Origin of the sequence: Pseudomonas nabeulensis (assembly GCF_004682045.1) — a bacterium.
Taxonomy (GTDB): Bacteria; Pseudomonadota; Gammaproteobacteria; order Pseudomonadales; family Pseudomonadaceae; genus Aquipseudomonas; species Aquipseudomonas nabeulensis.
In genome coordinates this window covers 1-23,692 of record NZ_QUZT01000028.1, presented here as the reverse complement: position 1 = coordinate 23,692, position 23,692 = coordinate 1, and the positions used below count along the sequence as shown (strand labels likewise).

Annotated in this window: 16 protein-coding genes; 11 read left to right on the top strand and 5 right to left on the bottom strand. The window is 61.4% G+C overall.

Going from position 1 to position 23,692, the window contains the following annotated elements; all coding sequences use genetic code 11:
- The first annotated feature begins 95 nt into the window (after positions 1-95).
- The 5 genes from wecB to DYL61_RS15820 are packed head-to-tail and all read left to right on the top strand — an operon-like array spanning position 96 to position 8,502.
- Complete coding sequence (gene wecB, locus DYL61_RS15840; protein ID WP_135309097.1) at positions 96-1,247, top strand: non-hydrolyzing UDP-N-acetylglucosamine 2-epimerase; 1,152 nt, start codon at positions 96-98, stop codon at positions 1,245-1,247.
- The gene (gene nfrB / locus DYL61_RS15835; protein ID WP_135309096.1) at positions 1,244-3,421 is read left to right on the top strand and encodes a cyclic di-3',5'-guanylate-activated glycosyltransferase NfrB; all 2,178 of its coding nucleotides are present in this window, start codon (positions 1,244-1,246) and stop codon (positions 3,419-3,421) included. Before wecB ends, nfrB begins: the two co-directional genes overlap by 4 nt.
- Positions 3,418-6,567, top strand: a complete 3,150-nt coding sequence (locus DYL61_RS15830; protein ID WP_135309095.1) for an NfrA family protein — start codon at positions 3,418-3,420, stop codon at positions 6,565-6,567. The genes nfrB and DYL61_RS15830 overlap by 4 nt, the downstream gene beginning before the upstream one ends.
- Entirely contained in the window at positions 6,567-7,439 is an 873-nt protein-coding gene (locus tag DYL61_RS15825; RefSeq protein ID WP_135309094.1) for a DUF4434 family protein, read from the top strand. The genes DYL61_RS15830 and DYL61_RS15825 overlap by 1 nt, the downstream gene beginning before the upstream one ends.
- Positions 7,423-8,502 carry a GGDEF domain-containing protein gene (locus DYL61_RS15820; protein ID WP_135309093.1) on the top strand — a complete coding sequence of 360 codons (1,080 nt, stop codon included), beginning with the start codon at positions 7,423-7,425 and terminating at the stop codon, positions 8,500-8,502. The genes DYL61_RS15825 and DYL61_RS15820 overlap by 17 nt, the downstream gene beginning before the upstream one ends.
- Here DYL61_RS15820 and DYL61_RS15815 read toward each other — a convergent pair.
- Positions 8,483-10,039 carry a TerC family protein gene (locus DYL61_RS15815; RefSeq protein WP_135309092.1) on the bottom strand — a complete coding sequence of 519 codons (1,557 nt, stop codon included), beginning with the start codon at positions 10,037-10,039 and terminating at the stop codon, positions 8,483-8,485. The genes DYL61_RS15820 and DYL61_RS15815 overlap by 20 nt on opposite strands.
- Before the next feature lie 462 nt (positions 10,040-10,501).
- On the opposite strand from DYL61_RS15815, the gene DYL61_RS15810 reads away from it, so the two are divergent.
- Positions 10,502-11,509: a substrate-binding domain-containing protein gene (locus tag DYL61_RS15810; protein ID WP_135309091.1), complete on the top strand. Its 1,008-nt coding sequence runs from the start codon at positions 10,502-10,504 to the stop codon at positions 11,507-11,509.
- A gap of 53 nt (positions 11,510-11,562) precedes the next feature.
- A complete protein-coding gene (locus tag DYL61_RS15805) occupies positions 11,563-12,678 on the top strand; it encodes an MDR/zinc-dependent alcohol dehydrogenase-like family protein (RefSeq protein ID WP_135309090.1) in 1,116 nt (371 codons plus the stop codon).
- 134 nt (positions 12,679-12,812) lie between these two features.
- Here DYL61_RS15805 and sohB read toward each other — a convergent pair whose 3' ends face one another.
- Positions 12,813-13,838, bottom strand: a complete 1,026-nt coding sequence (gene sohB / locus DYL61_RS15800) for a protease SohB (RefSeq protein WP_135309089.1) — start codon at positions 13,836-13,838, stop codon at positions 12,813-12,815.
- A gap of 193 nt (positions 13,839-14,031) precedes the next feature.
- Between sohB and DYL61_RS15795 the strand changes: the two genes are divergently transcribed.
- Positions 14,032-14,742, top strand: a complete 711-nt coding sequence (locus DYL61_RS15795; RefSeq protein ID WP_135309088.1) for a histidine phosphatase family protein — start codon at positions 14,032-14,034, stop codon at positions 14,740-14,742.
- 56 nt (positions 14,743-14,798) lie between these two features.
- Entirely contained in the window at positions 14,799-15,113 is a 315-nt protein-coding gene (locus tag DYL61_RS15790) for an SCP2 sterol-binding domain-containing protein (protein WP_110621287.1), read from the top strand.
- A 145-nt stretch (positions 15,114-15,258) separates the two neighbouring features.
- On the opposite strand, the gene DYL61_RS15785 is transcribed toward DYL61_RS15790, so the two are convergent.
- Entirely contained in the window at positions 15,259-17,895 is a 2,637-nt protein-coding gene (locus tag DYL61_RS15785) for an MGH1-like glycoside hydrolase domain-containing protein (protein WP_135309087.1), read from the bottom strand.
- A 69-nt stretch (positions 17,896-17,964) separates the two neighbouring features.
- Positions 17,965-19,374, bottom strand: coding sequence for an OprD family outer membrane porin (locus DYL61_RS15780; protein WP_135309086.1), 1,410 nt, complete (start codon positions 19,372-19,374; stop codon positions 17,965-17,967).
- 290 nt (positions 19,375-19,664) lie between these two features.
- Between DYL61_RS15780 and hglS the strand changes: the two genes are divergently transcribed.
- On the top strand, positions 19,665-21,041 hold the full coding sequence (gene hglS, locus DYL61_RS15775; protein WP_135309085.1) for a 2-oxoadipate dioxygenase/decarboxylase HglS: 1,377 nt from the start codon (positions 19,665-19,667) through the stop codon (positions 21,039-21,041).
- Positions 21,042-21,197: 156 nt separating this feature from the next.
- Here hglS and DYL61_RS15770 read toward each other — a convergent pair whose 3' ends face one another.
- Positions 21,198-21,422: a DUF465 domain-containing protein gene (locus DYL61_RS15770; RefSeq protein ID WP_135309084.1), complete on the bottom strand. Its 225-nt coding sequence runs from the start codon at positions 21,420-21,422 to the stop codon at positions 21,198-21,200.
- 174 nt (positions 21,423-21,596) lie between these two features.
- On the opposite strand from DYL61_RS15770, the gene tkt reads away from it, so the two are divergent.
- Positions 21,597-23,651, top strand: a complete 2,055-nt coding sequence (tkt, locus tag DYL61_RS15765) for a transketolase (protein ID WP_135309083.1) — start codon at positions 21,597-21,599, stop codon at positions 23,649-23,651.
- Positions 23,652-23,692 lie beyond the last annotated feature (41 nt).

Sequence of the window (23,692 nt, the reverse complement as noted above, 5' to 3'; positions counted from 1 at the left end):
CCCGCATAAACCATTCCAGGACGATTGGACAACCCTCTGTTTCGCTGCTTGTATGAAGTTCTTGAATAAACGGCCTCGCAGTCAGAGATCAGCCCATGAACTTCAAGATCGCAATGGTTTTCGGCACCCGCCCCGAAGCAATCAAGATGGCCCCGCTGGCCCGTATCCTCAAGCAAACCCCCGGTATCGAGTTGAAAATCTGCTCCACCGGCCAGCATCGCGAAATGCTCCAGCAAGTGCTCGAGGGGTTTTCACTGGCGGTCGATGAAGACCTGCAAGTGATGACCCAAGGCCAAACCCTCAATGGTTTATCGCAACATCTGTTGGGTGCACTCGACCAAGCCTACGAACGCCTGCAACCGCACATGGTGCTGGTGCACGGCGACACCACCACCAGCTTTATCGCCAGCTTCGCCGCCTTCAACCGCCAGTTGCCCATCGGCCATGTTGAGGCTGGCCTGCGTACCGGCAACCTCAAGGCGCCCTGGCCGGAAGAAGCCAACCGCCGCTTGACCGGTGTGTTGGCCGATCTGCATTTTGCGCCCACCACCAAGGCACGGGATAACCTGCTGCGCGAAGGCGTGCCCGCCGAGCATATCGAGGTCACCGGCAATACGGTGATCGACGCCCTGCTGTGGATGCGCGAGCAACAACAGGCCAGCCACTGGCGCCCGGCCGCCGATTCGCCATTGGCGGTGCTGGAGCCGCAGCGCCCGGTGGTACTGATCACCGGCCACCGCCGCGAAAACCTCGGCGACGGTTTCAACCATATTTGCCAGGCACTGGCCCAACTTGCCGAGCGCTATCCCGATGCGCAATTCGTCTATCCGGTACACCTCAACCCCAAGGTCAAGGATGCGGTGTACGGCATGCTGTCCAACAAGCCGAACATCTACCTGGTGCCACCGCAGGACTATCAGCACTTCGTCTGGTTGATGGGCCGCGCCCGTTTCATCCTCACCGATTCCGGCGGCGTGCAAGAGGAAGCCCCGGCCATCGGCAAACCCTTGCTGGTGCTGCGCGATGTGACCGAACGACCTTCGGTGCTGGAAGGCGGCACCGTGCTGCTGGTGGGCACCGATGCCGAACGTATCGTCCAGCATGCCAGCGCACTGTTCGATGACCCGGCGGTTTTCGAGCGCATGAGCCGGGTGCACACGCCCTACGGCGACGGTCACGCCAGCGAACGCATCACTGAGCGCCTCAAACGCTGGTGGCAGGCGCAGTCGGGAGGCCAAGGCCTATGAGTCTGACGGCCATCGACTTCATTACCTATGTGTTGTTCGGCCTCAAATACCTGGCGATCACCCTGGCGTTGCTGATGTTTATCCTCGGCCTGGATGACCTGTTTATCGACCTCGTCTACTGGACCCGCAGACTGATCCGGCGCTGGCGCATTTACGAAAAATTCGACCACGCCGACGAGCAGCGCCTGTTCGAACGCACCGAGCAACCCCTGGCGATCATGGTGCCGGCCTGGAACGAGGTGGGCGTCATCGGCGAAATGGCGCGTCTGGCCGCCTCGACCATCGACTACGAGAACTACCAGATCTTCGTCGGCACCTACCCCAACGACCCGGACACCCAGGCCGACGTCGACGCCGTGTGCCTGCACTACCCCAACGTGCACAAAGTCGTCTGCGCCCGCCCCGGTCCCACCAGCAAGGCTGACTGCCTGAACAACATCATCGACGCGATCCTGCGCTTTGAAGACGAGGCCAAGATCGAGTTTGCCGGCTTTATCCTGCACGACGCCGAAGATGTCATCTCGCCCATGGAACTGCGGCTGTTCAATTACCTGCTGCCCAACAAAGACCTGATCCAGATTCCGGTCTATCCCTACGCACCCGAATGGCAGGGCTTTACCGCCGGGCATTACGTCGACGAATTCGCCGAAAACCACGGCAAGGACGTGATCGTGCGCGAAGCCCTCACCGGCCAGGTGCCCAGCGCCGGGGTGGGCACGTGTTTCAGCCGCAAGGCCATCAGTGCGCTACTGGAAGACGGCGATGGCATTGCCTTCGATGTGCAGAGCCTGACTGAAGACTACGACATCGGCTTTCGCCTCAAGCAAAAGGGCATGAAATGTATCTTCGCCCGCTATTCCATCACCGACCCCAAGCTGGCCCTCGAACAGCCGTGGGTGCTGGGCATGAACCGCGACTTCTCGCAGGTTATCTGCGTGCGCGAACACTTCCCCCGCGACTGGCAGCACGCCATCCGCCAGAAATCGCGCTGGATCGTCGGCATCGTGTTCCAGGGCACCACCAACCTGGGTTGGAGCCGCAAGGGCCTGCTCAACTATTTCCTGTGGCGTGATCGTCGTGGGTTGATCGCCTATCTGCTGAGTTTCCTGGTGAACCTGTTGTTCCTGGTACTGGTAGCCATGTGGCTGACCACCCTGCTGCTGCCGGATGCGTGGCGCTTCCAGTCGATCCTGGCGGACAGCGCGTTGCTTTCCGCGTTGTTGTGGCTCAACGGCCTGATGCTGCTCAACCGGTTATTCCAGCGCGCCTGGTTTGTGACGCGCTTCTACGGGATTTTCGAGGGCCTGTTGTCCGCGCCACGGATGATGTGGAGCAACTTCGTCAACTTCTTCGCCAACCTGCGTGCCTTGCGCCAGGTCATGGAAATGGGCGACTCACGACGCGTGGCCTGGGACAAGACCACCCACGAATTCCCCGCACTGACCAAGGCCCAGCGCACGCCCCTGGGCCGTCGCCTGGTGGAACAGGGCCTGCTCACCGAAGCGCAACTGAGCGAGGCGTTGACCAGCGGGGTACGCCGGCGCCTGGGGCGTGAGCTGTTGCTGCGCGGCTATATCAACAGCACCCAACTGGTACAGGCCCTGGCCGCGCAACTGGAGCTGGAATGGGCACCGCTCAACCCGTTCAAGCTGGACGAACAGCTGATCCGTTCGGTGCCGCGCAAAGTCGCCGTGCATTACGGCGTGCTGCCGGTGGAAGAAGACGGTGAAACCCTGATATTGGCCTGCGAAGGGCCGTTGAGCCACGTGTCACAAGGCGCCATCAGCCGCCAGCTCAAACGCCCGGTGCGCAGCCGCCTGGCGCCTCAGGGCCGAGTGACGCTGGGTATCCGCTATTGGTACCCCAGCCCGCGGCAAAATGCCGAAACGCGCAAGATGCTGGCGGTACTCAAGGCCCATGAGGATGACGAAGCGCTGATCGAACGGGTCAGCCGTCATCAGGTGCTGCTGGGCAACCTGTTGCAGGTGCGCGGGCTGGTGCCGCCGACGCTGTTCAACCAGGCATTGATCGACTTCAACGCAGAACAGGCGTCCCTGGGCGAATACCTGATCGAACGCGGCATCATCACGCCTCAGGTCCTTGAGCAGGCCCTGGCCGATCAACAGCAGGAACAACGCGCCGCCTACCAGCTCACGGAGGAGCTTGCCCCATGACACCGCCACCGCGCCTGGTCATTGCCGGCCTGTTGCTGGGCCTGTGCAGCGCCCCGCTGTCGGCCGCCCCGCTGACCGATTTCGAACAGTTTCGCAGCTACCCCTATATGGACCGCAGTTACCGCGAGGCCAAAAAAGGTAACTGGCAGGAGGTCGAACGGCTGACCCGCCACCTGCTTGAACGGGTGCCCAATAACGAGGAGGCCCGCGAGCTGCTGGTGCAGGCGTTGGCCAAGCAGCGCCGCTACAAAGACGCCACCCTGGTGCTCGCCGATCAACCCCAAAGCAGCGACGCCTTGCTGGAACTGCGCCTGACCTGGATCGAGCAGGACCCTCCCGACAGCACCCTGGTTGAAAGCTGGATGGCCCACGCCACCCTGCCCCAGCGCATCCGCCTTTGGCAGGCGTACAGCTTGAGCCTGGCCAAACACGGCGGTGCCGGCCGCGCCCATGACTGGCTGGCCCAACTGCCGCCTCAGGGCGATGACAACATCCTGCGCCTGGCCCGCGCCAATTGGGCCGAGCAACTGCGCGACTGGAACGACACCATCCGCCAACTGGCACCGGTGGCCGAGCGCAAGCAATTGGACCGCGAAGGCTGGCGGCGCCTGGCGAACGCTTACGTACAACGCCTGGACGAGCCCGGCCTGGACGCCTTGCTGAAACAAGCTCCCGGTGCAGAGGATGCACGCTGGGCGCGCCTGGCCATGGTCGACCGCGCCATCGCCGTGGGCCATACCGCCCAAGCCCAGCGCTGGCTGCAATCCTTGCCGTCCGAAGACCTGGCCGACCCACAGCAACGCCAGCGCCTGTGGGAACTGGCACGCCAGACCGACGACGCACCCACCGTGCAGCGCCTCAGCGAGCAATTGCAGCGCCCCTGCCTGGAAACCGCCGAATGGCTGTCGCGCCACGACCCGGACGCGGCGCTGGCGCAACTCAAACGCTGCGACGCGCAAAGCGATCCACACACCTGGCTGGTTCTCGCCCAGCGCCTGCAAGCTGTCGACCTGTTGCAAAGCCAACGCTTGCCAGAACCTTGGGACACCACACGCCGTGACAGCCTGTTGGACGCCTGGCAAGCCACGGGCAAACGCGGCCAGGCCATGGACTGGCTGGCCCGGCAACCGCAGACCCCGGCCGTGCTGAAAAAACGCGCCGAACTGCTGCAAGCAAGCGGCCGTAACGCCGAGGCCGCGCAACTCTGGGAGCGCAGTTACCGCCAAACCGGCAACCTTGGCGCCCTCGACCAAGCGACTTACCTGTTGATCCGGCAAGGTCATCAACCCCAGGCCCAAGCCTTGCTGGAGCACGCCTACGACCGCAAGCCACGCCTCCCCGCAGCGTTGCTGCAACGCCTGGCCATGCTCTACGCCAGCGGCACGCCGGACGCTGCGCAGTTGCAACGCATGACCCGCCTGCTCAACCAGGTTGACCCGGCAACGCGCGGGCAATTGCTCGCACAATTGGCCGAGAACGGCCAGTGCACAACAGTGCAGTCGGCGGTCGGCCCATCACCCGCCGACGCGGGATCGTTGCGCGCGCTGGGACGTTGTGCGATGCCCTCACAACCCGGCGCTGCCGTCGCGTATTACCAGGCGGCGCAACGTCTGGATCCCAGCAAGGACTCCCTGCCCCTGGCGTACGCCCTGGAAGCCGCCGGGGACTCGGCGGGCGCCCTGCGTATCTGGCGCAGCGCGCCCCAGGACACCCTAAGCGACAACGCCCTGCTCACCGCCAGCCGCAGTGCCCTCAACCTCAATGACACCACAACGGCCGAACATTACTGGCAGCTCAGCAAAACCCGTGGTGCCCAGGAATGGGCCTTGGGCGCCGCCATTGCCGAGCGCAGGGGTGATTACCCGCAAGCCCTGGAACGCCAGCGCCAGGCACTGCAACAGACACCGGACGCGGACACCTTCTACGCGGCCTCGGTCACCGCGCAAAAAGCCGGCGACCTGCCCCAAAGCACGGCGTGGCTCGCCGAGGCCGTGCGGCGTGCCCCCGGTAATCCGCGTTACCAGGCGGATTACGGCATGCGCCTGGCGGCAGCGGAAACGCCGGAGGAACGTCGCTTGTCCATCCCTTTCCTGCAACAGGCCACGCGGAATTTTCCGGAGGACTACAGCCTGGGCGAAACCCTGGCCTGGCGCTACGACGAAATCGCCGACAGCGCTTCGGCCCGCGCCGAACTGCGGCGGGTCATCGACCTGGAGCAACATCCAGTGGCCGGTGATGATGAAAACGGCAGCCTCGAAGCCCGTCGCTATCGCCAGCGCCGCGCCCACGAAAGCCTGTCGCGGCGCGACAGCGTGACCCTCGCCAGCACCTGGTCGCCGGCGGGCGTGGCGACCAACGACAACTTCCGCCCGGACGAACGCAGCGGCCAACGCCGCGCCGCGTCGCAGAACGTACAGATCGCCATGTGGGACCATGCGCTGGGCGAAGAACCCAGCCGTGCCGGCAGCACGTTGTCGGTCTACGGTCGCGTGCTGCTGGGGGGCGAAGGTCGCTCGACCTACGCGCAATCCCTGGCCACCGGCGTGGGCCTGCGCTACAAGCCGTGGGGCACGGCCAACATCAATTTTTACGGCGAGATCTACAAGCAGAGCCAGTTCGACGCCAATGACAACCACGGCCTGAGCCTGGGCGAACTGCTGAATCCTGGCCATCTGTGGGACCAGCTCAACGATCACCGCAAGGACGGTCGCACCAGCACGGATTACCTGCTGCGCAGCACCGCGTCATTCCTCGACCAAGGCGATTGGCGCAACGACTGGCGGGTGGACGAGAGCCAGTGGAACGAGCGCTTCCTGTACCTCGATGCCGCCTGGTGGACCAAGGCTGGCGACCACCAATGGCTGTCGCGTTACCAGCAAGGTCATGTGTGGAAGCTGCCGTACAACAGCCCGCAAACCATCATGCCCTATGGCTTTGTCGAGTTCTCCGCCCAGGACCCGAGCAATGCCTGGCGCCAGGACCTGCGCACCGGCGTCGGCCTGCGCTGGCAATACTGGTTCAATGACGACAAATACAATGCCTACCGTGCGCACCTGACCGTGCGCACCGAGTACCAGCAGTCCTTGGGCGGCAACTTGTATGAAGGCGGCAATGGTGTGCTGCTGGGCGTGGAGCTGAATTTCTGATGAAACGATTGATGCTGGTTGTGTGCTTGTTGATGGTCGCCGTACAGGCCGCATTCGCCGGGCCACGCGTGTTCTATCAGCCCCTCGACAGTGATGCAGCGATCACTGCGCGGCAATGGCAGCAGGTCTGGCAAGCCACGGCCAACAGCGGCGCCGACACCGTCATCGTGCAATGGACCGCCTACGGTGACGGTGCGCAGTTTGGTGGCGCCCAGGGCTGGCTGGCCAACAGCCTGCGAGAGGCTCATGCCCAAGGCTTGAAGTTGGTGCTGGGCTTATACATGGACCCGGCCTATTACCAGCGCATCCAGGAACTGGACAGCGCCGGGCTGGCCGCTTACTGGCGTGCGCAACTGGGCCGCTCGCTGGCACAGCAACAGCGCGTGCGGGATGAGTGGAAACTGCCAGTGACAGGTTGGTATGTGCCGATGGAGCTGGATGACCTGCACTTTCTGGCCATCGACCGCCGCACAGAGCTGCAGCGCCAGTTAGTCGACCTGAGCAAAAAGCTCGATGCCCCGCTGCATATCAGCGCGTTCAGCGCCGGCAAGCTGGCGCCTGCGGTGTATGGCAATTGGCTTGGGGAATTGGCTGCGGCCGGCATCCACCCCTGGGCCCAGGACGGTGCTGGCACCGGGCGCCTGCCACCGCTGGTACGCAATGCCTACCTGGGCGCCCTGCCGTGTTCGGTCGGCGTCGTGCATGAAGCGTTCCGCCAGACTAGCCGCGAAGGCCAGCCGTTCCATGCCGAACCGGCACGGCCCGCCTTGGCATCGGGCTGCCACCCTAACGCGGTATTTGCCCTACGCTACCTGCCCCAAGGCAAGCCACTCCTCGACACCGTGAAGGACAAGCATGTTCAAGACCATTGAAGACGACGTGCTGAGAAAAACCGTACCCGAGCCGCTCAAGCACGAATTCGCGCAACACGATTTCGAGCGGCTCAAACCGTTTTGCCTGCTGGTTTACATCGCGAGTATCTGCATCTGGCTGGTGTTCGACCTGATTGTGAGCTTTCCCGGAGGCCAAGGCTTTTCCGGGCTATCGATACTCTTCCTGGCGGTATTGACGATCAACACCATCGCCCTGGCGTTCACGCGTGACGCTCGCTATTTCCAGTGGATCAACCTGATATTCGTACTGGTGATCGCCCTGGGTACCCGCCTGCTGATCGAAGGCCTGCCAATGGATTTGCACACCAGCTGGCTGATCCTCGCGGCGTCGAGCATTCTCTACAGCGCGTCGGTGCTGCCGCTCAAGCACTGGTCGTTCGTCACCACCATGGTGATCACTTGGGTATTGCTCAACCCGTTTTACTTCACGCACCTGACCCTGCTGGAAGTGCGCAGCGCCCTGGTGATCTTCTATTCGACCTTCCTCACGTTCCTCACGCTCTACACCTTCTTGAAACTGCGCAGGGCCAAGCTGTACAACTTCATCATGGCCAAGCTGCTGCTGGACCAGGCCTACCTCGATACCCTCACGGAGATTCCCAACCGCCGCGCGTTCATTACCAGCGCCGGAAAAAAACTCAACCAACTGCCAAAAGTGCATGACCACTACCTGGCGATGATCGACATCGATAATTTCAAGAAAGTGAATGACGTGTACGGCCACGACATCGGCGACGAAGTGCTCAAGCGCGTCGCCCAGAACATCAAGGGGGTGATGGCCGAGTTCGACTACGCCCGCCTGGGCGGCGAGGAATTCGGGATCTATATGGCGGGGGTGCGCCACGACGACGTTGAACAGTTGGCCACCCTGCTCTGCCGTCGTGTACGCGAAGAACCGACCCAACACCCGGTGACCATCAGCATCGGCCTGGCCCGGGTGGAGGACGGTGAAACCTTGAACCAGGCACTGATCAAGGCCGACCAGGCGCTGTATGTATCAAAGCATGCGGGCAAGGACCGGTTTACGTTTCACGGGTCATAGACACCTGGGTCACCCGCCGCTCTTCAACAGCCGCCACGGTCAAGCGCCAGCCCTCATACACCAGGCTGTCACCCACCACGGGCAGGCGGTCCAGCAGGCTCATCACCAGGCCGGCCAGGGTCTGGTAGTCCTCGGTCGCCTGCGCCTGGAAGCCGGTGCGCTGACGGATCTGGTTGAGGTTCAAGGCGCCATTGACCCGGAAGCCTTCGCCCTCCTCGACAATGTCCGGCCCCTCGATTTCGCTGGCGTCGGGTAGCTCGCCGGCGATGGATTCAAGGATGTCGGTCATGCTCAACACGCCCATAAAGTCACCGAACTCGTTGATCACGAAGGCGATGTGGGTCGATTCCTGGCGCATCTGCTCCAGGGCGTTGAGCACCGAGAAACTCTCCAGCAGGTTGATCGCCCGGCGCGCCAGGTGCTCCAGGTTAGGCTCGTTGCCGGCCAGGTATTCCTTGAGCAGTTCCTTCTTGTGCACGAAGCCCAACGGCTCATCCACCGCGCCGTTGCGAATCAGCGGCAGGCGCGAGTAGGACGAGTGCATCAGTTTCAGGCGAATGGTCTCGGGGTCGTCCGCAAGATCGATGCAGTCCACCTTGGCACGCGGCGTCATCAGCGTGCGGATCGGCCGGTCAGCCAGTTGCAGCACGCCGCTGATCATCACGCGTTCACGTCGGTCGAACAGTGGGCCTTGTGTGGCATCCGGCTCACCCAGCAGGTCGGCAACTTCTTCACCCACCTCTTCCACTGCCAGGCTGCGGCCACCCAGCAAGCGCATGACCGCATGGGCCGTGCGCTCACGCACCGGCAGCACACCTTGGGCCGACTTCTTGCGACGGGCACGGGCGATCTGGTTGAACACTTCGATCAGGATCGAGAAACCAATGGCCGCATACAGGTAGCCCTTCGGAATATGGAAGCCCAGGCCTTCGGCAGTCAGGGCGAAACCAATCATCATCAGGAAGCCCAGACACAGCATGATCACCGTCGGGTGCGCGTTGACGAAGCGGGTCAGCGGCTTGCTCGCGACAATCATCACACCGATCGACACGATCACGGCGATCATCATCACCGCCAGCTCGTCCACCATGCCCACGGCGGTAATCACCGCATCCAGCGAGAACACCGCATCCAGCACCACGATCTGCGCCACGATAGGCCAGAACATCGCGTAGGCCACATTGCCGGTACGTTGCGCCACATGGCCTTCGAGGCGTTCATGCAACTCCATGGTGGCCTTGAACAACAGGAACACACCACCAAACAGCATGATCAGGTCACGGCCGGAGAAGCTCTTGTCGAACACCTCGAACAGCGGCTGGGTCAGGGTGACCAACCAGGAAATACTCGCCAGCAAGCCCAGGCGCATCAGCAGGGCCAGGGACAAGCCGATCAACCGCGCACGGTCACGCTGATGCGGCGGCAGCTTGTCCGCCAGAATCGCGATAAACACCAGGTTGTCGATACCCAGTACCAGTTCCAGCACAATCAAAGTCAACAGGCCGAGCCAGGCCGTTGGATCCGCTAACCATTCCATTTATAGAGTCTCTTGAAGTCGATTTTCAGAAAGCCAGACAGGGCAAGGCGCGGTCAGTGGACCGGTACAAGGTTAGCAGTCGAAAGAAGGGAAGCTTTAGGGCAAAGAGCAAATGTCTTGGGGAAAGACGACTGGGAGGCTCCGAGAGGGTGTTCATGCAAGTCCTGCGATTAGAAAAGGACTTGAATCGTACAGTCGAAATGGAAATTTCCCACAACGCAAAACTATTACAAGATCTGTAACGCAGGAATCACTGACTCGATCAAATGATCATTCAATGAAATAAATATCATGCCAATTGTCGACCAAGACTGCTAAAAAAGCCCATAAAATGCTTAATTCGCGCTTTTTTTAGGTTTTAAAGAAAAGGATTTGACTGATCAGATTTTCATTTGATAAACATATGATCACAACAAGGCAATGAATGAACGACTGACTACAACAATAAATGGGGTGCTCATCATGAAACCTGTTATGTCCTTCGCCGCTGTTGCGGCCCTGTCCCTCCTCGCCAGCAGCATCACCCTGGCCGCCGACGGCAAGACCTACAAGGTCGGCGCCGCGGTCTACGGCCTCAAGGGCCAGTTCATGCAAAACTGGGTACGCGAACTCAAGGAACACCCCGCCGTGAAAGACGGCACCGTGCAACTGACCGTGTTCGACGGCAACTACGACGCACTGACCCAGAACAACCAGATCGAAAACATGGTGACCCAGCGCTACGACGCCATCCTGTTCGTGCCCATCGACACCAAGGCCGGCGTCGGCACGGTGAAGCAGGCCATGAGCAATGACGTGGTGGTGATCGCCTCGAACACCAAGGTCGCTGACCCGTCGGTGCCGTACGTAGGCAACGACGATGTGGAAGGCGGCCGCCTGCAAGCCCAGGCCATGGTCGACAAGCTCAATGGCAAGGGCAACGTGGTGATCATCCAGGGGCCGATTGGCCAATCGGCGCAGATCGACCGCGAAAAAGGCGAGCTGGAAGTGCTGGGCAAACACCCCGACATCAAGATCATCGAGAAAAAGACCGCCAACTGGGACCGCGCCCAGGCCATGACCCTGACCGAAGACTGGCTGAACGCCCACCCCAAAGGCATCAACGGCGTGATCGCGCAGAACGACGACATGGCGCTCGGCGCCGTGCAGGCCCTGAAATCCCACGGCCTGACCTCCAAGGAGGTGCCAGTCACCTCCATCGATGGCATGCCGGACGCGATCCAGGCGGCCAAGAAAGACGAAGTGACCACCTTCCTGCAAGACGCCCAGGCCCAGTCCCAGGGTGCACTGGACGTGGCCTTGCGCGCACTGACCGGTGACGACTACAAACCCAAGTCGGTGATCTGGGAACGCTACGCCAAGGACGTGAAATGGGGCGACGGCACCGCGAAGAACTACATCCTGCCCTGGGTGCCGGTGACCAACGCGAACGCCGACGCGCTGTACAAGCAAGTCAGCGGCGCCAAATAGTCCGTCGCTCCCCGTGCGGGAGCGATACGCCCATCTTTGCCCTGAGGTCTGCCATGTCCACTGTCACCGAACGCCCGCAGGAACAACTGTCCCCCGTTATCCCGAAAACCATGCAGGCGGTGGTCTGCCATGGCCCCGAAGACTATCGGCTGGAAACAGTCGATGTGCCCACGCCCGGCCCCGAGGAAATCCTGACCAAGGTCGAGCTGTGCGGCATTTGCATGGGCGATATCAAGACCTATCGCGGCGCGCCCTCGTTCTGGGGTGATGCAGAACAACCGCGCTATGTGAAACCGCCGATGATCCCCGGCCATGAGTTCGTGTGCCGCGTGGTCGCCCTCGGCCCCGGCGCGGAGAAGCGCGGCGTCAAGGTCGGCGACCGGGTGATCTCCGAGCAGATCGTGCCGTGCTGGGGTTGCCGCTTCTGTAATCACGGGCAGTACTGGATGTGCCAGAAGCACGACCTGTACGGTTTCCAGAACAACGTGCAGGGCGCCATGGCCCAGTACATGATCTTTACCAAGGAAGGCATCATCCACAAAGTGCCGGACTCCATCGCACCGGACGAAGCGATCCTGATCGAGCCGCTTGCCTGCTCACTGCATGCCGCCGAACGGGCGAATGTGGATTTCGACGACGTCGTGGTGGTCGCCGGTGCCGGCACCTTGGGCCTGGGCATTATCGGCGCAGTGCGCATGCGCAACCCGAAGAAGCTGATCGTGCTGGACATGAAACCCGAACGCAGCGCCCTCGCCTTGCGCATGGGCGCCGACGAAGTATGGAACCCGGCCGAAGTGGACGTGCTGGCGAAGATCCGCGAGATCACCGACGGCTACGGCTGCGACATCTACATCGAAGCCACCGGCCATCACAAAGCGGTGAACCAGGGCCTGGCGATGCTGCGCAAGCTGGGGCGGTTCGTCGAGTTCAGCGTTTTCAACGACGAGGCCACGGTGGACTGGTCGATCATCGGCGACCGCAAGGAACTGGACGTGCTGGGCTCGCACCTGGGGCCCTACATGTACCCGCGTGCCATCGACTTTATCGGCAACCGCAAGATCGACATGCGGGACGTGGTGACCCACAAGTTTGCCCTGGCGGACTTCAAGGAAGCGTTTGCGGTGATGGAGCGGGGGGATAAGTCGCTGAAGGTTGTGCTGGAGCCCTAAACATCACAGGGAAACAAATGTGGGAGGGGGCTTGCCCCCGATGAGGGAGTGTCAGTTGATACATTCATCACTGACCCACCGCCATCGGGGGCAAGCCCCCTCCCACAGGGCTCACCTACATTTGCTGGATTGGGTTACCAGAACCGCTGCTGGGTCAACCGACTCCACCAAGTCAACAGCACCCGGTCCACCGACCCGCTGGCCGCCAGCCCTACGCGCTCCTGCAAGCTCTTGCGCTCGGCGTAGTGCAGGTGGAACACCTCGGCGGTCTTGGCCTTGGTCGCCAGGTATTCGTCGCTGGTTTGCAGCTCATCCACCAACTGCTTATCCAGTGCTGCAACACCCAGCCACACTTCACCGGTCGCAACGTCATCAATCGCCAATTGCGGGCGGTAGCGCGACACAAAGTTCTTGAACAGTTGATGGGTGATGTCCAGGTCTTCCTGGAACTTCTCGCGGCCCTTCTCGGTGTTTTCGCCAAACACGGTGAGGGTGCGTTTGTACTCACCGGCCGTGAGCACTTCAAAGTCGATATCGTGCTTTTTCAGCAGGCGGTTGACGTTGGGCAGCTGCGCCACCACGCCAATGGAACCGAGGATGGCAAACGGCGCGCTGATGATCTTCTCGCCGATGCACGCCATCATGTAGCCGCCGCTGGCCGCGACCTTGTCGATGCACACCGTAAGCGGCACGCCCGCCTGACGGATACGCGCCAGTTGCGACGAGGCCAGACCGTAGCTGTGGACCATACCGCCGCCGCTTTCCAGGCGCAGCACCACTTCGTCCTTGGGCGTGGCCAGGCTCAGCAACGCGGTGATTTCATGACGCAGGCTCTCGGTGGCGGAGGCCTTGATATCGCCGTCGAAATCCAGCACGAACACCCGTGGCTTGGCCTCGGGCTTTTTCTTGCTGTTCTTTTTCTCGGTTTTGCTTTCGGATTTGCGCAGGGCCTTGAGCTGGTCCTTGTCGAGCAGGGTCGATTCCAGGCGCTCACGCAGGCCTTTGTAGAAGTCATTGAGCTTGCTGACCTGCAATTGGCCGGCGGATTTGCGACGGCCTTTGCTGCGCAGGGCCGCAAAGCTGATCAGTACCACCAAAATAGCGACCACCAGGGTGACGGTCTTCGCCAAAAAGCTCGCATATTCGGCCAAAAAATCCATGTTGCTCCTTACAAGTGCTGTGCGCCTAGCGCGGATCGGCCCAGCATACCGGCGGCACCGCCTTGGGGCTAGCGATCAAACCGCCAGCAAGGCGTCTCCAACGAGCTTTTAAAACAAGCGTATGTTTTTTCATTGACAGCTCGCAGGCATCCTCATAACCTCGCCAGACTTTCAACGTACCGGGAAAACGGACGTGGGCAGCATCTATCTGATTCGACATGGCCAGGCCTCCTTCGGTGCAGACGACTATGACGTGCTGTCACCTGTTGGCGTGGAGCAAGCGCAAATCCTGGGTCGCCACCTGGCCGACATGGGCCTGGTGTTCGACCGCTGCGTGGCCGGCGACCTGCGCCGCCAGCAGCACACCGCCACCGCTGCCTTCGATCAATACCGCGCCCTCGACCTGCCGGTGCCGGCGCTGGAAATCGACAGCGCCTTCAACGAATTCGACGCCGACGCAATCATCCGCGCCCTGCTCCCCGACTTGCTCAGCAGTGAACCCGACGCCCTGGAGATCCTGCGCAATGCCGCGCAGAACCGCAGTGAATTCCAACGCATCTTCGCCCTGATCATCGAGCGCTGGCTGGCCGGCACCTACGACCCACCGGGGCTGGAAAGCTGGCTGGGGTTTGTCGAACGCGTGCAAGGCGGCCTGCAACGCATTCTTGAAGGGGCGGACAACGCGCAAAAGATCGCGGTGTTCACCTCCGGCGGCACCATCACCGCCCTGCTCCACCTGATTACCCAGATGCCTGCCGCGCAGGCGTTCGAACTGAACTGGCAAATTGTTAACACCTCGCTCAACCAGCTGAAATTCCGTGGTCGCGAGGTGGCACTGGCTTCCTTCAACAGTCATGCGCACTTGCAGCTGTTGAAGGCGCCGCAGCTCATCACGTTCCGATGAGCTGCGGCCAACCGTGACCCCAAGGTCACTGGACTCTACCCTAAAGGATCGAAACCATGACTGACGTAGCCAAAGCTGTAGAAGCAATGAAAGCCAAATTCAACCCAGCAGCCGCCGACGGCCTGGACCTGGTGTTCGGTTTCCGTATCGACGACACCCAGAACTTCTCGCTGGTGGTAAAGAACAACACCTGCGAACTGCTGGAAGGCGAAAACCCTGACGCCCAAGTCACTTTGGTGACCGACGGTGAAACCATGGAAGGCATCGTCAGCGGCGAGACCGACGGCATGCAGGCGTTCATGGGCGGCAAGCTGCGCACCGAAGGCGACATGATGCTGGCGATGAAGCTGAGCGAGCTGTTCCCGGCCTGATCCAAGGGCAACGCCGCCCCCTGTGGGTGCGGGCTTGTGTGGGAGGGGGCTTGCCCCCGATGGCGGTGTATCAGTCACAGATGTGTCAACTGAACCACCGCCATCGGGGGCAAGCCCCCTCCCACATTTGGATCTTCATCAAGTCTTAATTTTTGGGTTGTAGTAATAACGCAATCAAGGCGCTCCAGCCGGTCTGGTGAGACGCCCCCAACCCCCGCCCGGTGTCCCCATGGAAATACTCATGGAACAACACCAAATCCCGACTCGCCGGGTCCGCCTCCAGTTGCGCATACCCTGCCATCGACGGCCGCAGTCCATTCTCATCCCGCAGAAACAACCCGGTCAGCCGTTGGCTGAGGCTGTCAGCCACGTCCTCCAGTGAAGACAGATACCCACTGCCCGTCGGGTACTCCACCGAGAAATTATCCGCATAGTACCGATGAAACTCGCGCAGCGATTCAATCAGCATGTAGTTCACCGGCATCCACAGCGGCCCGCGCCAATTGGAGTTGCCGCCGTACAGGCGTGAGTCGGATTCTCCCGGCTGATAGCTCGCGCACAGGGTATTGCCATTCATCTTCAACGCCAGGGGCTGCGCGGCGAAGGCCTTGGACAATGAGCGTACGCCAAACGTCGAGAGGAACTCACTGTCATCCAGCATGCGCCGCAGCAGGTCCTTGGTGCGCTCACCGCGCAGCAACGCCAGCAACAGGCGGTTGCCCTGCCCCGGTTCGTTCCAGCGCGAGACCAGTTTGGCCAGGTCGGGACGGTGCTTCATAAAACCCAGTAGACGCTCACGCAAACCGTCCAGGCCTTCATGCTCGCGCTGCTCCAGCACCAACACCGCGAACAACGGCATCAAGCCAACGATGGAGCGCAGGCGCACCGGCTCGCTCTGGCCGTCGGGGCGGTGCAGCACGTCGTAGAAAAACAGGTCCTGCTCGTCCCACAAACCTTCGGCGCTGTCGTCGACGCGGTTGATGGCGCCGGCGATATACAGGAAGTGCTCGAAAAACTTCACGGCGATATCCACGTACACGCCATTGCGCTTGGCCAGTTCCAGGGCGATGCGCATCAGGTCCAGCGCATACGCCGCGACCCACGCGGTGCCATCGGCTTGATCCAGCTGATACCCCGGCGGCAACGCGGCGGAGCGGTCGAACAGAGCGATATTGTCCAGGCCCAGAAAACCGCCCTGGAACAGGTTGCGTCCCTCGGCGTCCTTGCGGTTGACCCACCAGGAAAAATTCAGCAGCAGCTTGTGAAAGATCCGCTCCAGGAAGTCCATGTCGCCTACGCCAGTCAACGCCTTGTCCTGCTGGTACACGCGCCAACTGGCCCAGGCGTGTACCGGTGGGTTGGCGTCGTCGAAACGCCATTCGTAGGCGGGCAATTGGCCGTTGGGGTGCATAAAGCGGTCTTTCACCAGCAATAGCAGCTGTTGCTTGGCAAACCCCGGGTCGATCAGCGCAAAGGCCACCGCCTGAAAACCCTGGTCCCACGAGGCGTACCACGGGTATTCCCAGGTATCGGGCATCGAGAGGATGTCGAAGTTGGACAGGTGCCGCCAATGGGTATTGCGGATATGCAAGCGCTCGGGCGGCGGCGCGGGTTGGGCCGGGTCGCCGTCAAGCCACTGGTTGACGTCGAAATAATAGAGTTGCTTGGACCACAGCAAACCCGCCAATGCCTGGCGCTGGACGTTACGCGCATCGTCCGAGGCGATGCCCTGCTGCAACGCGGCGTAGAAATCGTCAGCCTCCTGGCGACGCTGTTCAAACAGCTTGCGCGCGTTTATTTCGGGAGCGTCCACCGGAGCAAAGCGCAGGTACAGGACTTTGCTTTCCAAACCGGCCAATTCGAGGATAAACCGCGCCGCGACCTTGGTGCCGTGATCACGGCGAATGGCCGTTTGAACACCCTGTACCACGTAATCGTTGATCCCATCCTTGAACGGCCCCGACGCCGGTTGCCCATCCAGCAGCGCAACGTTGCTGTCGTTCTCGCAGAACAGCCATTCCACCCCGTCCTGCCCCCAGGCGCTAAGGTGGCGGTCGGACAACTCATGATGCTGCGCCAACACCGACGCCCCCGCCAGGCTCAACTGCGGCCTGGGTGCATCAAAGGTCCAACTCCAATCATTTCTCGCCCACAGCTGGGGCAACACTTGCAAACGCGTCGGTTGATCGGAGCGGTTATGCACCGTGACTCGCATGAAAATATCGTCGGGCTGGTACTTGGCATATTCGACGCTGACATCGCAGTAACGGTTGTCTTCGAACACGCCGGTGTCGAGGATCTCGTACTCGGCATCGGCCAGCCCGCGGCGGGCGTTTTCGTTGATCAGGTCGGTGTAGGGGAATGCAGCATGGGGGTATTTGTAGAGCATGCGCATGTAGGCATGGCTCGGCACGCCATCGACGAAAAAGTACAGTTCCTTGACGTCTTCACCGTGGTTGCCCTCGGCGTTGTTCAGGCCGAACAGGCGCTCCTTGAGGATGCTGTCGCGCTCGTTCCACAGGGCCAGGCCCAGGCACCAGCGTTGCGCCTTGTCACTGAAGCCGGCCAGGCCATCCTCGCCCCAGCGATAGGCGCGGCTGCGGGCGTGTTCGTGGGGGAAGTAGGCCCAGGCGTCGCCGTCGGCGCTGTAGTCTTCGCGCACCGTGCCCCATTGGCGTTCGCTCAGGTAAGGGCCCCACTCACGCCAATGCTCGGCCTCCTGGGCGGCCAGGCGTTGCCCTTCAATCGTGTCAAGCATCCGGGTTACGGGCGTGGCCGTCATGGGGTCCTCCGTCGCCTACAAGGTGAGGAGCAGTGTAGAGCCCATCCACGCCCGTGTGCACATCCCGCGTTAGAAGATCGCGTAGGTGTAGTTGAAGATCAGGCGGGTTTGATCCTGGTCCGGGGTGCCGGTGTTTTTGCCGTGATAGGTGCCGGTACGCAGGGTGGTGCCGAAGCCCTTCAGCGGACCGGCCTGTACCACGTAGTCCAGACGCAAGTCGGTTTCGTTTTCCTTCTGGTCAGGGCCACCGGCAACTGCCGACTTGATGTCCTTGCCGTCCAGATAGGCCACCGACGCTCGCAAGCCCGGTACGTAGGCCTTGAAGTCATACGAGTACTGGCCAAAGTTGACCTGCTCGCCCGCACGGGAGAATTGGCCCACCACCGCATCGGTGAACAGGTAGAAGTCGCTGCCACCCGCGCCTTGGGCGGTCGGGTCGGCAAGACTGCCCTGGTTGACCCAGACAAAACCACCGTCGCCGCCCACGCCAATATGGCCGAGCATCAAGCTGCTGCCGCCCAACTGGTAGGTGAAGGCCGCACTGTAGGTTTTGTTGTCCACTTCGCCGGCGTGTTTGGCGTAGCCGCCGTTGTTGTTGAACTTGTAGCCGGTCTCGCCATTCTTGCCATCGCTGCTGCTGTCGAAATAGCGCAGATCGGTCTTGAACGACTGGTCATTGCCCAGGGGCAGCACGTGGACCAGGCCGACGTAGTTCTGTTTGTAGAAGTCTTCAAGGTTGGCGTAGTAGTACTGCAACGTCAGGTTTTTCGCGATGGCGTTGTCGGACGAACCAAAAGGTTTGTAGTCCAGGCCGCCGAACTTGAAGCTGTTGCTGTCGCGGGTGCCGCCGGCCACGCTCAAGCCGGTGGAATTGCTCGACGCGCGGCCCTGGGCATGGTTCAGCTCACCACCGGTGAAGGTCACATTGGGAATGTCGCTCGACGTCAGGATGCCGCCATCAAAGGTCTGCGGTGCCACACGGCTGTCGTTGGACACCAGGATCGGCAACACCGGCGCCAGGCCGCCACCCACGTGCAATTCGGTCTGGGAAATCCGGAACTTCACATTTCCCGCTGCGCGCCCAAAGGAGTCGGCAGGTTCGGTGCCGTTGTTCTTGGTCGGGAAGAAGCTGTTGCCGTTGCCCGACAGGCCCGCGCCTGCGGTGTGACCATCGCCGCCATCCAGGCGCAAGGCGCCGAAGGCCATCACGTCAAAACCGACGCCCAGGGTGCCCTGGGTGTAGCCGGATTTGTAGTCAAAACGCAGCGCCGTGGCGGCTTCGCGCAGGTCGTTGTTGGTGCCCGAGCGGTTGTCGGCGCTGTAGTACATGGTCCGTGAACTGACGGACGCATGGCTGTCTTCAAGGAAGCCGCTGTGACCGTCGCCCGTGCCCAATGAGCCGAGCCCGAAATCTCCGGCGTAAACCTGTTGTGCAAGCATGGCGGCGGTGATGGATAACGCCAGTGTAGAAATTTTCATTAACGACGGCCCCTAAACATTTTTTTATGTGTGTGATGTGCATAACGGCGTTTTCATCCTTGCAAACGTGACGATTCTTTCATGCCGACCGGGGCGGACTCCGTGAAGAATTAGTTAGGAAAATCGGGGCTAAAATGAAATTTCACGCGGGCGGTTTTTTGTCATATTCAGGTCATCTCATTCATTTGCAGAATGAAGTCCTGAAGATTCTTCGTTTGCACCCAAGGCTTGCGCCCAACAAAATCCAGGCATCGGCTACCTCCACCACCACCGTGATCAGGAATTTTTCTATGCCCACTGCCGCCCATGTCAGCCCCGACGAGATCCGCAAGGGCTTCTCCAAGGCCATGTCCGATATGTACCGAGATGAAGTTCCGCTCTACGGCGCATTGATGGCACTGGTGGCCGAGACCAACACTCGCGTACTCGACAGCGAACCTGACCTGGCGCAGCAGTTGCAGCGCACCGGCGAAATCCAGCGCCTGGACATGGAACGCCACGGCGCCATCCGCCTCGGCACGGCTTATGAACTGGCCACCATTGGCCGCCTGTTCGCAGTGATGGGCATGCAACCGGTGGGCTATTACGACCTGACCCCGGCGGGCGTGCCGGTGCACTCCACCGCGTTCCGCGCCGTGCATGAACAGGCGCTGCAAGCCAGTCCGTTCCGCGTGTTCACCTCACTGCTGCGCCTGGAACTGATCGAAAACCCCGAGCTGCGCGCCTTCGCCGAAACCGCGTTGGCCCAGCGCGCCATCTTCACCCCTGGCGCCCTGGCGCTGATCGAACAAGCAGAACAACACGGCGGCCTGAATGCTGCGCAGGCCGATGAATTTATCCGCCAGGCCCTGGAAACCTTCCGCTGGCACCCCGCCGCCACTGTCACCAGCGCCCAATACCGGCAGCTAAGTGACCAGCATCGCCTGATCGCCGACGTGGTGGCGTTCAAGGGCCCGCATATCAATCACCTGACCCCACGCACTCTGGACATCGACCAAGTGCAAGCCGCCATGCCCGGCAAAGGCATCACCCCCAAGGCCGTGATCGAAGGCCCGCCGCGCCGCCGCTGCCCGATCCTGCTGCGCCAGACCAGCTTCAAGGCCCTCGACGAACCCATCGCCTTTACCGACGCCCAAGGCAGCCACAGCGCGCGCTTCGGCGAGATCGAACAACGCGGCGTCGCCCTCACCCCCAAAGGCCGCGCCCTGTACGACCAACTGCTGAACGCCGCACGGGATGAACTCGGCGCGTTTCCCAATGAAGGCAATGCCGCACGTTATACGCAGTTGATGGAACAACACTTCGAAGCCTTCCCGGATACCTACGCGCAGATGCGTGAACAGGGCCTGGCGTATTTCCGCTACTTCCCGACCGAACAGGGCTTGGCCGCACGCGGCACCGCCGATCAACCGCGCACAGTGGACGCATTGATCGAAGCCGGACATGTGGCGGTGGAACCGCTGGTGTATGAGGATTTCCTGCCAGTGAGTGCGGCGGGGATCTTCCAGTCGAACCTGGGAGATGCCGCACAAAGTCACTATGCCGCCAATTCGAACCAGGCCGAGTTTGAGAAGGCGCTGGGGCGGCCAACGATTGATGAATTGAAGCTATACGGGGAAACGCAACAGCGTTCGGTGGATGAATGCACCCAGGCGCTGCTGGCCTGAAAGAAGGTGCCCGCCCGGCTCACCAGCGCAATCCTTACGCTGTAACAGTCCCCAGGGCCGGGTGGGCGGTGTGGATCATAGGGAGCGAAAAGCGCACTGTCCCTCAGACAATTCTGAAGAAATATGTCCGCGCCCTGTAGGAACGCGGACCTTCATCTAACCCAGCTTCGCCACGATTTCATCTTTGATCAACAGCCGCTTCTTCTTCAGCTTCTCCACATCCTCATCGCTGGCACTTGCCGACTCCGCCTTCAGCACCTCCCCGTCGGCAGCGTGGTATTGAGTGAGCAGCGAGTCCAGACGCTTGTCGCTCGCCCTGCGTTCGTGAACGACTTCCTTGCTCAACCCCAAATCCTGATACAGGTCGTGTTTCACTGGCATGGCTTACCTCCGCACGTTCATCAATGGCTTTCGCCCTAGAAGCTAGACCATTGCGAGGGGTCTTGTCATGTTCGAGGTCAATGCATCCCCGTTCGTCGCAACGCCAAGGATGGGATCAAACCTTTGTGCGGCCCTGCCCTCCACTCTAGATAGCCACCTAGGGAGACCGGTTTCATGACTCACGCCGCCACCGCAGTCGATACCCAATGCATCAACACCCTGCGCACCCTGGCCATGGATGCCGTGCAGAAGGCCAACTCCGGCCATCCCGGCACGCCCATGGGCCTGGCGCCGGTGGGGTATGCGTTGTGGAGTCGGTTCCTGCGCTACCACCCCGAGCATCCCGACTGGCCCAACCGCGACCGTTTTGTGTTGTCGGTGGGGCATGCGTCGATGCTGCTCTACTCACTGCTGCACCTGGCGGGCGTGGTCGAGATCGATGCCCACGGCAAGCGCTCCGGCCAACCGGCGATCAGCCTGGACGATATCAAGCAATTTCGGCAGATGGGCTCCAAGACGCCAGGGCATCCCGAGTACCGCATGACCACCGGCGTGGAAACCACCACCGGGCCACTCGGCCAGGGGTGTGCCAACAGTGTGGGCATGGCGATGGCCGAGCGTTGGCTGGGTGAACGGTTCAACCGGGATGGCCGGGTGCTGTTTGACTACAACGTCTACAGCCTGTGCGGTGACGGCGACATGATGGAAGGCATCAGCAGTGAAGCCGCGTCCATGGCCGGGCATTTGAAGCTGGATAACCTGTGCTGGATCTACGACAACAACACCATCAGCATCGAAGGTCATACCGAGCTGGCGTTCAGTGAGGATGTGATCAAGCGCTTTGAGGCCTACGGCTGGCACACCTTGCATGTCACCGACGCCAATGACTTGCAGGCGCTCAGCCAGGCCCTGGAAACCTTCAAGGCCAACACCGGCGCGCCGACCTTGATCGTGGTCGACAGCGTGATCGGCTACGGTTCGCCCCACAAGCACAACACCGCATCGGCCCATGGCGAGCCGTTGGGTGAAGAGGAGATCCGTCTGACCAAGGCGGCCTATGGCTGGCCCGAGGATTCGAGTTTCCTGGTGCCGGATGAAGCGCGCACGGTGTTGCGTGACGCGTTGCTGGAGCGCGCCGAGCCGCTGTATCAGCAATGGAACCAGACCCTGTCGAGCCTCGATCCGAAACTGGCTGATGAGCTGAAGCGGATGCGCGCCGGGGAAATGCCTGCACAGTGGCAGGCCGAACTGCCCCACTTTGAAGCGGACGCCAAAGGTATCGCCAGCCGTGCGGCGGGCGGTGAAGTGTTGAATGCCTTCGCGCAACACATCCCCTGGCTGCTGGGTGGTTCAGCGGACTTGTCGCCGTCGACCAAGACCAACCTCACGTTTGACGGTGCCGGACGTTTCAGTGCCGAGGATTACAGTGGCCGCAACCTGCACTTCGGCATCCGCGAACACGCGATGGGGGCGATTGCCAATGGCATGGCGCTGTCGTACCTGCGGCCGTACACCTCGACGTTCCTGGTGTTCAGCGACTATATGAAACCGCCGATTCGTCTGGCGGCGATCATGGAATTGCCGGTGGTGTTCGTGTTTACCCATGACTCGATTGGGGTGGGCGAAGACGGGCCGACGCACCAGCCCATCGAGCACCTGACGCAACTGCGGGCGACGCCGGGGTTGCTGACACTGCGCCCGGGTGATGGGAATGAAACCCTGGAGCTGTGGAAAGTCGCACTGGCGCAAACCCACCGGCCCAGTTGTATGGTGTTGTCGCGCCAGCCGTTGCCGACGTTGGATCGGACCCGATATGCGGCGGCATCAGGGGCGGCCAAAGGGGCGTATGTGTTGGCAGCGGCGGATAACCCCAAAGTCCTGCTCCTGGCGACGGGCAGTGAAGTCAGCCTCGCCGTGGCGGCCTATGAACAATTGAAAAGCGAAGGGATTGCCGCGCAGGTGGTTTCAATGCCCAGCTGGGAGTTGTTTGAAGACCAGGACCCGGCCTATCGCGACAGCGTACTGCCGCCCGCCGTGAAGGCACGGGTAGTGGTGGAGCAGGCTGGACCTTTGGGTTGGGATAGGTATGTGGGGCAAACCGGGGCCAAGGTGGTGATGAACAGCTTTGGCGCATCGGCGCCGTTGGCCAAGTTGCAGGAGAAATTTGGGTTTACTGTCGAGAATGTGGTGAAGCAGGCCAAGGCACAAATCCAACTGACCCAACACTGACGGCGATCAACACTGTGGGAGGGGGCTTGCCCTAATGCCAG